At 42.9% G+C, this 11,812-nt stretch carries 14 protein-coding genes; 6 read left to right on the top strand and 8 right to left on the bottom strand.

The genetic code is table 11. The features are described 5' to 3' along the window. Positions 1-238 precede the first annotated feature (238 nt). The 3 genes from PY091_RS16620 to PY091_RS16610 all read left to right on the top strand — a co-directional run bounded on the left by PY091_RS16620 (position 239) and on the right by PY091_RS16610 (position 3,753). Positions 239-976 (top strand): beta-ketoacyl-ACP reductase, encoded by a 738-nt coding sequence (locus PY091_RS16620; protein ID WP_275650639.1) that lies wholly within the window; start codon positions 239-241, stop codon positions 974-976. Between the two features lie 58 nt (positions 977-1,034). Next, a complete protein-coding gene (locus PY091_RS16615) occupies positions 1,035-2,432 on the top strand; it encodes a hypothetical protein (RefSeq protein WP_275650638.1) in 1,398 nt (465 codons plus the stop codon). Positions 2,433-2,493: 61 nt separating this feature from the next. Further along, a complete protein-coding gene (locus PY091_RS16610; protein ID WP_275650637.1) occupies positions 2,494-3,753 on the top strand; it encodes a mechanosensitive ion channel family protein in 1,260 nt (419 codons plus the stop codon). A 1-nt stretch (position 3,754) separates the two neighbouring features. On the opposite strand, the gene deoD is transcribed toward PY091_RS16610, so the two are convergent. The 5 genes from deoD to PY091_RS16585 form a co-directional block, all read right to left on the bottom strand. Further along, positions 3,755-4,462: a purine-nucleoside phosphorylase gene (gene deoD, locus PY091_RS16605; protein ID WP_275650636.1), complete on the bottom strand. Its 708-nt coding sequence runs from the start codon at positions 4,460-4,462 to the stop codon at positions 3,755-3,757. Positions 4,463-4,471: 9 nt separating this feature from the next. Beyond that, positions 4,472-5,110 carry a deoxyribose-phosphate aldolase gene (gene deoC, locus PY091_RS16600; protein WP_275650635.1) on the bottom strand — a complete coding sequence of 213 codons (639 nt, stop codon included), beginning with the start codon at positions 5,108-5,110 and terminating at the stop codon, positions 4,472-4,474. Between the two features lies 1 nt (position 5,111). Further along, entirely contained in the window at positions 5,112-5,516 is a 405-nt protein-coding gene (locus PY091_RS16595) for a hypothetical protein (RefSeq protein WP_275650634.1), read from the bottom strand. Between the two features lie 87 nt (positions 5,517-5,603). Beyond that, positions 5,604-5,981 carry a hypothetical protein gene (locus PY091_RS16590; protein ID WP_275650633.1) on the bottom strand — a complete coding sequence of 126 codons (378 nt, stop codon included), beginning with the start codon at positions 5,979-5,981 and terminating at the stop codon, positions 5,604-5,606. A gap of 45 nt (positions 5,982-6,026) precedes the next feature. Continuing rightward, on the bottom strand, positions 6,027-6,149 hold the full coding sequence (locus tag PY091_RS16585) for a hypothetical protein (RefSeq protein WP_275650632.1): 123 nt from the start codon (positions 6,147-6,149) through the stop codon (positions 6,027-6,029). A gap of 53 nt (positions 6,150-6,202) precedes the next feature. On the opposite strand from PY091_RS16585, the gene PY091_RS16580 reads away from it, so the two are divergent. The 3 genes from PY091_RS16580 to PY091_RS16570 are packed head-to-tail and all read left to right on the top strand — an operon-like array spanning position 6,203 to position 8,758. After that, on the top strand, positions 6,203-6,985 hold the full coding sequence (locus tag PY091_RS16580) for an MlaE family ABC transporter permease (protein ID WP_275650701.1): 783 nt from the start codon (positions 6,203-6,205) through the stop codon (positions 6,983-6,985). Further along, the gene (locus PY091_RS16575; RefSeq protein ID WP_275650631.1) at positions 6,982-7,767 is read left to right on the top strand and encodes an ABC transporter ATP-binding protein; all 786 of its coding nucleotides are present in this window, start codon (positions 6,982-6,984) and stop codon (positions 7,765-7,767) included. The genes PY091_RS16580 and PY091_RS16575 overlap by 4 nt, the downstream gene beginning before the upstream one ends. A gap of 19 nt (positions 7,768-7,786) precedes the next feature. Beyond that, positions 7,787-8,758: an MlaD family protein gene (locus tag PY091_RS16570; RefSeq protein ID WP_275650630.1), complete on the top strand. Its 972-nt coding sequence runs from the start codon at positions 7,787-7,789 to the stop codon at positions 8,756-8,758. Positions 8,759-8,762: 4 nt separating this feature from the next. On the opposite strand, the gene PY091_RS16565 is transcribed toward PY091_RS16570, so the two are convergent. From PY091_RS16565 to PY091_RS16555, 3 genes are read right to left on the bottom strand one after another with little or no spacing between them, the layout of a single operon-like run. After that, a complete protein-coding gene (locus tag PY091_RS16565; RefSeq protein ID WP_275650629.1) occupies positions 8,763-9,440 on the bottom strand; it encodes an ABC transporter ATP-binding protein in 678 nt (225 codons plus the stop codon). A 7-nt stretch (positions 9,441-9,447) separates the two neighbouring features. Next, on the bottom strand, positions 9,448-10,710 hold the full coding sequence (locus PY091_RS16560) for an ABC transporter permease (RefSeq protein WP_275650628.1): 1,263 nt from the start codon (positions 10,708-10,710) through the stop codon (positions 9,448-9,450). Beyond that, complete coding sequence (locus tag PY091_RS16555; protein ID WP_275650627.1) at positions 10,707-11,792, bottom strand: efflux RND transporter periplasmic adaptor subunit; 1,086 nt, start codon at positions 11,790-11,792, stop codon at positions 10,707-10,709. Before PY091_RS16555 ends, PY091_RS16560 begins: the two co-directional genes overlap by 4 nt. Positions 11,793-11,812: the final 20 nt, after the last annotated feature.

The raw sequence follows: 11,812 nt of genomic DNA, 5'->3' as shown, positions 1-11,812 counted from the left end.
CTTTTTGACTAAAAAACAGCTAAAATGGTATATTTTCATTTTTTTTGGCAAAAATGAAGGTAAAATGGGCGTTTTAAACTAGTTGAATACAAAAAAGTCAGTATATATAAAAATAGTGTAAGAAATTAAGAATCAGATAAAAAGAAATATTATAAAAAATAAGTCAATACTATAAAACATAAATATACTATATTGTCCGTCACCTTTTAGCGTTAGTTTTATCAAAAATTAAATTTAAATGGAGCGATTAAAGAATAAGGTCGCCATCGTTACTGGTGGGGCCAAAGGAATCGGAAAGTCCACCGTAGAAAAATTTTTGAACGAGGGGGCAACCGTGGTGTGTTGGGACATTGATTCTGATGCCGGAAAGACTTTACTGGATCTTTACAATGGAAAACCACTGTTCTTTCAAGAGGTGAATACGGTAAACAGGGAATCTGTGGACAGGGCCGTAACCGATGTTATGGCTACCCATGGGCATATTGATATACTGATCAATAATGCGGGGATTACCAGGGATGCAACCCTCAAAAAAATGACCGCTGAACAATGGAAATCGGTCATAGATGTGAATTTGACCGGTGTTTTCAACTGTACCCAGGCAATATCCGAACATATGGTCGCCCAGGGAAGCGGTAAAATTGTGAGTGCAGCCTCCATTGTCGGGCTTTATGGGAATTTTGGCCAGACCAATTATGTGGCAACCAAATCAGGTGTTATAGGAATGACTAAAGTTTGGGCCCGTGAACTGGGGAGAAAGGGGATTTGTGTCAATGCCGTTGCCCCAGGTTTTATTGCCACGGAAATGGTAGGTACCATACCGGAAAAGGTGATTCAGAACTTAGAGGAGAAAACACCTTTGGGGCGTATGGGAACCCCGGAGGATATTGCCAATGCCTACTTGTTTCTCTCCTCCGGCGAGGCGGATTTTATCAATGGAACGGTCCTGAGTGTAGATGGGGGATTGGTCATGTAATTGACATCTAGGGCAAGGGTCCGTATCCAGGTTGTAATGAACAAACAAAAGCATACAAATGAAACTTAAAAAATTTCAGGTATATACGGACTCTTTGTTACCCCATGAAGTCATTTTGCTCAATGGGGTCAAACAGTTTCAGGATAGTGAAAGGGATGAAATTTTCGACCTTATCCATTATAATGTCTGCAGTGGCAAACCTCCCAAGGAATTTGATGAGAACATCGATAAGAGAAAATACTCCCATTTGATGAATTGGATGGAATCCAAATTGGATGGATTCTGCACGGATCAGTATTATGAACGTCTCAATTATTTTGACATCCGTATAAAAACGGATACCATATCTTCCGACGAAGAAAAGGAGCTGTTGCAGCTCATAAAGCAATACGAACCCCATCACTTTCATTTTATCCGGTTTTACGAAGTGGTCAAGAACTACCTCATGTTCCTCTTGGTCCGGGTAAGACTCAACGATTACGAACTCATACACACTTTTGTCCATGACTATCACGATGATTATGTGAGGTGCAAGGAGGTAAGTAACCGAATGACCCAGGCCACCGTTGACATTGTTACCGATTACCACAACCTCAAGATTTCACCGAATTCCCTTAAATGGATTTCCTGGCTTACACGTTTATGGTCAGAGCCTGGCCTTGATGGATACAATAGGTATCAGACCCTGATTTTAATGAGCTATGTTGCCCTGCTCAAAGAGGATACCCTTGACGAAGTATTGGGCTACTATGGGGAATTGGAGCCAAGACTTGAGGACGGGTCTTATTATTCCAAAAAATTGTTGCTCAATTACTATGGGAACAAACAGCTTATCCTAATGAAATTGGGCCATTATGATCTGGCATTGTATTACGGCAAACTGTCCATTAGTGAACAGGGCAATGATTATATCATGTACCTGAACAATTACTCCTTTAACCTTTCTAAACTTGGCAGACCAAAGGAGGCCTTGGAACTGTTGATAGAAGCACGTCCTTTTGCAAGGCAAATGTCGAACAAGTACAACCGAACACTTTTTATCTCATCCCTGATGAAAAGCTATAACGATAATGGCCAATACCTGAACTCAAAGCGATATGCCGAAAACCGCTTGTCCATCTATGAGAAGGATATCTTGGAACACAATTGGAACAAATTTTTCAGAACATATATGGAGACACTGGTGCACTTGGAGGAGTTCAAGCAGATAAAAAAGACCATTAGACGATACAACCTCCTTGATAGGGAATCCCAGTTCGTTAAAAATTATGTCTCCTTTTCCTATTTTAAGTGGTACCTAGCCCTGGCCAACCACAAGGAAGGTAATATTACAGAGACCAAATTCCTTAGCGGTATACGTAAAGAAATAGACCGGTTAAGGGCTACCTACCAAATAGAGCCATCAGAGCGGGTGACCAGTTTATTGGAGGTGTCCATTAAGCGAACAATCCTTTAAAATTTGGTCCTAAACTCGGAATAGATCCCGTAATTTTGTGGCACAATCTACAGATTAATCTATGGACAAGGATTTAGGACGTTTACTGTACAATTATTTGCTGAAAACGGGCATGAACGAGGGTTTGGCATCCTATATCAATTTGTTTGTTCTTGTAGTCGTTGTGCTGGTGCTGGTTTGGTTGTTGGATATCTTGATATGGAAAATTTTGCGCGGCCTTTCCGTTAGATTGGCGAGAAAGTCAAAGAACAATTTTGATAACTTTTTGGTCACCCACCGTGTTCCCCGTTATGTGGCACATGTAGTCCCGTTGACCATATTAGTGGAGTTTGTTCCCGTTGCCTTTGCAGATTTTGATTATGCCGAAGGAATAGCTCTGAAGACCATCAAGATTCTTTTTGTATTCTTGACCTTGGTGATTTTCCGGAAGTTTTTTAAGAGCGTGAACGGATACCTCAAAACACTTCCCAAATTCAAGGATAAGCCTATAGATAGTTATGTTCAGGTGTTCATGATCTTTGCTTGGGTCGTGGGTATCCTGACCATTTTTGCGATTGTTACGGAGACGACCATTTGGAAGTTTTTTACCGCATTGGGAGCGGCCTCCGCCGTTGTCCTCCTTATTTTTAAGGACTCGATACTAGGTCTTGTGGCCAGCATCCAAGTTACTATAAACGACATGGTTCGTATCGGGGATTGGATCACTTTTGAAAAATATGGAGCGGATGGTGATGTGGTGGAAATCAGTCTGGCCACTGTAAAGGTGCAGAATTTTGATATGACCATAACAACGATACCCACCTATGCCCTGATTTCGGATTCTTTCAAAAACTGGCGGGGCATGCAGGTTTCCGGTGGCCGTCGAATAAAGCGATCGTTGATCATCCGTCAAAAAAGTATTCGTTTTTTGACTACCGAGGAAGTCGAACAATTAAAAAAGATCCAATTGGTAGAAGGATACATTGTCACTAGGAACGAGCAGATAAATAGCTATAACCAATCCAACCAGATCAATAAGGACCTTTTGGTCAACGGCCGCAATCTTACCAATTTTGGGGTTTTCAGAAAATACGTCACCAATTACTTGGAAAGCCATTCCGCCATCAATAAGAACATGACTTTGATGGTCAGGCAATTGCAACCGACAACGCAAGGTATACCCTTGGAGATTTATGCATTTAGTTCCGATAAAAGATGGGAGAACTACGAATATGTCATGGCGGATATATTCGACCATTTACTGGCGGCCCTACCTTATTTTTCGTTGGAACTTTTTGAACTTCCCGTGTCAAAGGACTACGTGCCCCATGATGATCGGTAGTTTATGGCATGGAGGCGGCCGCAAGCGCAATTTTTACCATATCCTTAAAAGTGGTCTCACGGGCATGGGCGGAGAGTTTTTCTTCCGTCACTAAAGAGTCCGATATGGTGAGAATGGTCAAGGCCCTAATATTGTATTTGGCTGCAATGGTGTATAGACCGGCTGTTTCCATTTCCACACAGAGAACACCATACTGTGCCCACAGTTTATATTCCTCGGGATCATCATTGTAAAATTCATCCGAAGAAAGTACGTTTCCGGCCTTAATGGGGATGTTGTTGTTCTGTGCATAATTGACCGCTTTAATGAAAAGATCAAAATCTGCGGTAGGGGAATAGTCCGAATTGATAAATCTAGAATTGTTCATCCCCGATGTTGTGGAAGCAGCCATGGCGAGAACCACATCGTTCAATTTAACGTCTTCTTGGTACGATCCAGCTGACCCGACCCGAATTATATTTTTCACTCCGTACTCGTTGATGAGTTCATGGAAATAAATCATGGCAGAAGGCATGCCCATGCCGCTTCCCTGTACGGATACCTTTTTTCCCTTATAGGTGCCCGTATACCCGAGCATGCCGCGAACCCTATTGTAACATACGGGGTTTTCCAAAAACGTTTCAGCTATCCATTTGGCCCTTAAAGGGTCTCCCGGCATAAGAACGGTTTCGGCAATTTCACCTGGTTTTGCTTCTATATGGGTACTCATGGAATTTTTTTATTTAATGAGTGATGGACCGGAAGAAGTTCCAATTCGAGATACGCCTAGGTCGATATATTGCTGCGCCGATGCTTTGTCCTTGACTCCACCGGATGCTTTGATTTCAGCCTTATCACCTACAATGTTTTTCATGAGCTTGACATCTTCCAGGGTTGCGCCTCCCGTACCGAATCCTGTTGAGGTTTTGACAAAATCCGCACCAGCCTCCACAGCCAGTATGCATGCTGTTTCTTTTTCTGAATCCGTAAGGTAGCAAGTTTCAATGATCACCTTGAGAACATTGTCCCCAATGGCCCCCTTAATTGCTGTTATCTCTTCTCGGACACTATCGTACAGCCTGGACTTTAACCACCCGATGTTAATGACCATGTCAATTTCATCCGCACCGTTTTTGCAACAGTCAAGCGCTTCGCATATTTTCGCTTTGGTTGACATGGCGCCGAGCGGAAACCCGATTACGGCGGCAACTTTCACTGGGCTGCCGCTCAGGTTTTCCTTGGCCGAAGATACGTGACAACCGTTAACGCATACGGCATAGAAATTATGCTCAAGGGCTTCTTTACATAATTTTTCAATGTCGTCAACGGTAGCTGTTGGTCTCAGGTTTGTGTGGTCTATATATTTTTCCAATGCCATACTAATGGTTAAAAAGCTGTTTGAGCTTAAAGATAGCCAACATCTCCGATCTATTTTTTCCCGCGAACGAACTTGCTATGGATTCTGCAGTTTCCACGATCAATTGTTTTAGTTTTTCAGAAAATTTTTCGGGATGGTCCTTGTAGAACTCCTTGAATTCTTCAAAATATTCGTCCCCATCTTTTTCTTCCCCTTCCAACCAGTCAAAAACAATCTCAATCTGATAGGCGGAATCCGTATGGAATTCATCTTCAAATTGATCAACTTCCAACCAATGTTGTCTGACATATTTCCGTAACCTTTTTACCTCGACCGGCCTTACATTGTGATCTGCCATTGCCACGGCATAAAATAACTTTCCAAGGTTTTGATAGAATTCGTTCCCTATTTTCTCAGAATTAAACATACCGTTACATTTTAGTTCATATTAAAATTAAGGCCAATGTCTTTCAATTTTTATGACATTGCTCAACTAATGTTTCTTCAATGTATCTTAGTTGTTCCTGCGGTCAACACTTCTATTGCTGCGCCCCCTGTTGCTGTTTTGGTTGTGATAACGTTCAATATTGTCATCATAATAATTGCGGACCCTTTCGTATCTGGCTCTACTTAAATTATATGAACGATACCTTGTTGGCAGAACATTTCTCCTTACCCATACACCGCCATCCAAATAAATATATACTCTTGTGGTCAGGTCATAATACATGTTGAACTCGGGAAAAAAAACGTACCTCACAGTTTCCACCCTGTTGGGGTAGAACCATGGAGGTGGAGGGTCCGCCAATCTATGTGATACGATTACGGGACCACACGCCTGAAATCCCAACAGGGCCAGGAACAAACCGATAAGTAAAACAACTTTTTTCATGGTCTTAAAATTTTATTCGGAAAGGTACCGCTCAATTGAAAGTCACTAAATGATCTTGATCAGTCCAAACCCTTGAAACCAGTGCAACAGGGCGCTGACCCCTGTCCCTAACTTATGGTTGGTAAAGGGCATCTGATTGATGCTAAGCCCCTTACTGATATTGGTCATGTCAAAAAAGCCTTGCCGGGACTATTTTTATGAGACCGAACAAGGATCTAGGTATGGCATTTACAGTGCAGATTATCCATAAAACCAAGGAGTTTTTTATCGAAATAGGTGACCTTTCCTATTTTGCCATCCGCTTTTTTAAACAGGCGGTAAGACCTCCATTTGAGTTCAAGGAATTGCTAAAGCAGTGTTATCAGGTCGGGAACAGATCCTTGTTGCTTGTAATGGCCACTGGCTTTATCATCGGCTTGGTGCTCACTTTACAGACAAGACCTACGCTCATAGAGTTCGGTGCGGTATCTTGGATGCCGAATATGGTTGGTATCTCCATTGTTCGCGAGGTAGGCCCCGTTATCACAGCTTTGATCTGTTCAGGGAGAATTGCCTCGGGTTTTGGGGCGGAACTTGGTTCGATGAGGGTAACCGAACAAATAGATGCGATGGAAGTTTCGGGAACCAATCCTTTCAAGTATTTGGTGGTCACCCGGATTTTGGCCGCTACCTTAATGCTGCCCCTCCTGGTCATATTCGGTGATCTCATTGCACTTTTTGGTTCCTCTTTGGTGGAGTTTACCAAAGGTAATGTATCCTTCAGGCTGTATTTCAATACCGTGTTCGAGGCCCTCTCTTATGGGGATTTGGTACCTGCGACCATCAAGTCTTTTTTCTTCGGTTTTGTTATTGGGCTAACAGGTTGTTACAAGGGTTATAATACCGGACGTGGTACGGCGGGTGTAGGTATAGCGGCCAATACGGCCGTGGTTATGGCATCCCTACTGTTGTTTGTTGTCGATTTTATCGCAGTATTCGTTTCGGATATTTTTTATGAACTATGAGCGAGGTAAAGGAAAAAATAGTGTCAACTGTGGATGCGGGAACAACTCGGGAAGTGGTCGTTCGCCTTCGGGATTTGTACAAAAGTTTTGGGGACAACAAAGTATTGAATGGTTTCAATATGGTTCTTCACAAAGGGGAAAACCTGGTGGTTATGGGCAAGTCCGGTTCGGGAAAATCTGTAATGATCAAATGCCTTGTAGGTCTCATGTCCCCGGATTCCGGGATTGTAGAGGTACTCGGTAAGAATATTGTAACCATGGATCAAGAGGACTTGGATGAACTGCGTTCCGATATCGGTTTTCTTTTTCAGGGCAGCGCCCTATATGATTCCATGACAGTCCGGGAAAACCTTGAGTTCCCAATGAGGAGGCACAAAGGAAGGTTTAAAGGGGTGAACGACACACTTCCATTGGTGCGGGAGGCACTCGAAAATGTTGGTTTGGCCCATACCATGGATTTAATGCCCGAAGAGCTCTCAGGTGGTATGAAAAGAAGGGTAGCACTGGCAAGGGCCATTATCTTGAAACCAAAACTGATTTTATATGATGAGCCGACCAGTGGTCTGGACCCGATTACGGCCAAAGAAATAATCGGACTTATGAGGAGCATCCAAAAAAAATATGGCACCTCCGCACTTATTATTACACACGATGTGGATTGTGCTCGCGTAATCTCCGAAAGAATGGTGCTATTGGTCGATGGTATCAACTATGCCGAAGGCACCTATGAAGAGTTGGTGGCAGCCACCGATCCAAAGATCAATGCTTTTTTTAAAAAATGATATGACAACAAAAACTCCAATGCAGAATTTGAAACTGGGCATATTTGTAGTGCTTGGCACTCTTTTGCTCATAGTTGCGGCCTATCTTATAGGTAACGGGCAGAGCCTATTTGTAAAAAAGTTTACGGTCAATGCTGTTTTCAGTAACGTCAATGGTCTTCAAGTTGGTAATAATGTACGCTTTTCAGGAATTGATATCGGAACCGTGGATGATATTGATATGGAGAACGACAGCATCATAATTGTCCATATGGCAATTGATAAAAAAATGCAGCAACACATTCGGAACAATGCCATAGCGACCATCGGTTCCGACGGCCTTGTCGGTAGCATGTTGGTCAATATAGTCCCAGGGACCGGTGATGCCCCACTCATACAAGATGGTGATCAATTGGATTCTTCGGGAAGGATTGCATCCCAGGATATGCTAAATACCTTGAACGTGACCAACGAGAATGCGGCATTGTTGACAGCCGAGCTTTTAAAAGTGACTCGGTCGTTGAACCAAGGAAAAGGGACTCTGGGCAGGCTGCTCAATGATACCTTGATGGGAAATGACCTTAAACTGACCATAAACAACCTAAAATCAAGCTCGGTCAAAGTGAGTGTAACCTTGGATCAAATTGAGCGGACCATGAAGTCGATGAATTCAGGAGATGGTGTGGCCGGTGTTTTGTTGTCCGATACACTTTCGGCCAAAAAAGTCAAGAGGATTATCGATAATTTGGAGAGGTCTTCCAACGAGATTACAAAAATGACGACCGATCTGAACGGTGTTATCGAAGAACTGCAGTATGGTGAGGGACTGCTTGGAACAGTCGCTACCGATACGGCAATGGCCAATCAATTGGCAAGGACCATGAATAATATTGAGGAGGGTACCCGGAAGTTCAATGAAAATATGGAAGCCCTAAAACACAATTTTCTTACTAGGGGTTATTTTAGAAAGCTCGAACGCCAGGAAAAAAAACAGGATAACAACAATAATTGAGGTCTCAAGATCGAATGATCATTCCATCCTCCATTTCAATGATTCTGTCCGTGCGCTTGGCAAAATCCTCATCGTGTGTAACCACCAACAGGGACAGTCCCTGTTCCTCCTTTAAATCTTTGAATATGTTGAAGACGTTCTCGGAATTATGACTGTCCAAATTTCCCGTTGGTTCATCGCCCATCAATATAGTTGGGTCGTTGATCAAAGCCCTTGCAATGGCCACTCGTTGTTTTTCTCCGCCCGATATCCTTGAAGCCTTTTGGTGTGCCAAATGACCAATATGAAGCATTTCCAGTTTTTTGTGGGCATTTCGTTCGATTTCTGCATGGGTTTTTTCTGCCAGCTTCTTGGCAGGCAACATAACATTTTCAATTACACTGAATTCGGAAAGAAGATAGTGGAACTGGAAAACAAACCCGATGTTCATGTTACGGATACGTGAAAGTTCCCGATGTGACTTCCCGGTGACCAATGTATTGTTCAGGTAAAGCTCTCCCGTATAATCGGTATCCATAGTGGAGAGAATATAAAGCAAGGTGGATTTACCGGAACCGGATTTTCCCATAATGGAAGCGAATTCCCCCTTTTTAACACCAAAGGTAATGTCCTTGAGCACATGGAAATCCTTAGGCTTGCGAAAATGTTTGTTGATATGTTTTGCTTCTAAAACTAAATCCATGATACTGTTATGTGCCCCTAATGATCTGAACGGGATCAATTTTTTTGGCTTTGTTGGAAGGTAAATACCCAGCAATGAATGTCGATATCAGCGCAAATGAGATTCCAATGATGTAAAAAATAGGGTTGAAGTTGACTGGATATGTGGTAATGGTCGGTAATGCTTCGGTCTCAAAAGGGGCATTGTCAATGAGGTGCGATAATCCCAATCCGATCAACAGACCAAGAATACCGCCCAATAGACCTATGATCATGGCTTGGGCCATAAATATGTACTGCACATCGTTGCCGGAGAACCCGGTGGCTTTCAATATGGCGATATCCTTCATCTTTTCATAGATCAGCATGTTGAGTATGTTATAGATCCCAAAACCGGCCACTATTAAAAGTGTGATCGAAACAGCATAGGTTATCAGGTTTCTTATGTTCGAACCTGTTTCAAATTGTGCATTTGCCTCGTTGATATCCACAGCTTTTATATTGAACTGTTTCTCCAGACTGCGCGCCATTGGTTCCGACTCGGCAATGTTCACTAATTTGATGTTGATATCGGTAACATAGTTTTCAGCTTCGCCCAGGATACGTTGAACAGTGTTCAAATTGGCAAAACTTTGGATATTGTCTATTTCTGCGATCCCGCTCTGGTAAATGCCCACGATTTTTAGGGGAAAAATATTTCCTTCAACGGTGCTTACCTGTACCCGATCACCAATCGAAAGGGACATCTTATCGGCCAGACCTGCACCAAGCAAAATACCATTGGTATTATTTTTAAGGGCCTGGGGCGATCCTTCCACAATGTTATCTTGAATGTTGGACAAACGGGCCTCTTCCATAATATCCACACCTATCAGGTTGCCTCCCAATTCTATGGATCCGGACAGGTAAAATATCTGTGCGCGCAATTGTGGTGTTGCTCCCCTAACATTCGGGTGTTTTTTTAGGTATCCCAAAATAGGTAGGGCGTTATGTATCTTTTTTTGGTTTTGTTTGGGCTTTATGGAATGTACAAGGTTAAAGGCATTCGAAAACTCCCGATATCTGGAAATTGGTTGGATGGGGGAGGGCCTGATCTCGTTGTACATATGTATGTGTGGTGTCTGGTTCAATACCAGATCATCCAACATGGCATTCAGGCCGGTCATAAAACTGACCAAGGTAATGTAGGCGCCTATACCAAAAGTAACCCCTAATGTGGCTGTTACCGTGGATTTCATTTTGGTGACCAAATGGGTTTTGGCTATGCTCAGTATAACGCTCCAATTAATCATGGCATGGGCTTATAAATGGCTGTTTTTTCATCGATTCCATCAATTACCTCTACCATGTCCAAGTTCTGGAGTCCCAAGATTACGGTAGTTTCGCCTTCATCCGTTATCACCGTGGAATCACCGATGAGGAACTCCTTTGGAATGATCAGTGCATCTTCTTTTTGGGAGATCACAATGTTTCCTTCTCCGGACAAGCCCGGGTACAAAACGCTTGGCGGGGCATTGAACAAGGCTTCTGCTTTAAATGTCTGAGACCGTTCATCCTTACGTGGATAAATTTTATCCAGGGTGGCCTCAAAGACCTCTGTGCCATATGAGTCAAGGGTGAGGTAAACTTTTTGGCCCAGTTTCAATTTCACGATGTCCACTTCGTCCACCAACAACTCAATAATAAATTCTTGACTTTTACCGACTGAGGCGACCGGTTCCTGGGTGTTGACAATTTCTCCAGGGTTTTTGTACAGTGCATAGACCGTTCCGTTGATCTTACTGGCTATGGTAAAATCGGCCGAAGCGGTCAAGGATGTCCTGTAGGTGTTCTCCGATCTTTTTAACTGCGTTTCCAGCTCGTTCTGTGTTTGTTCATATTTTCTATTGAGCAGGTTCAGGTTGTTTTGAGATAGTTGGTAAGCCAGTTGTTTTGAATCGAATTCCACTTTGGAACCAATATTTTGATTCCATAGATTTTTTTGGCGGAAGTAGTTGATGGAGTCGTTGTCCAATTTTAATTTTGCGGCCTTAATTTCATCCTGGATACTTGCTAAAACAGCTGCTCGCCCATCGTAGTTCTCTTTGGCCAGTTCCCAGGCCAATCTGGCATTTTCTGCGTTCAACGCTGGAGACGTATTGGTAACATGCAAGATTGGGTCGCCCCTTTTTACTATGTCTCCTTCCTCTACCCATACCTTGTCCAATATACCAAGCACATTGGAATAGGCTTGATATAAACTATCGGGCTGTACCGTGGCGGAGGCATAGACCGATTCGGTCAGCGACATTCTGGTAGGATAGCTTTTCTCTTTACTTTCACTGCAAGCAGTCAGGGCCATAAAAGCCATAAATAGATAAATGTGATATCTCATGGGATACAGAATCAAGCTGT

The sequence above is a fragment of the Flagellimonas okinawensis genome (assembly GCF_029194005.1).
GTDB lineage: Bacteria > Bacteroidota > Bacteroidia > Flavobacteriales > Flavobacteriaceae > Flagellimonas > Flagellimonas okinawensis.
The sequence above is the reverse complement of the archived record's forward strand: the minus strand, read 5'-3'. Positions and strand labels throughout refer to the sequence as shown.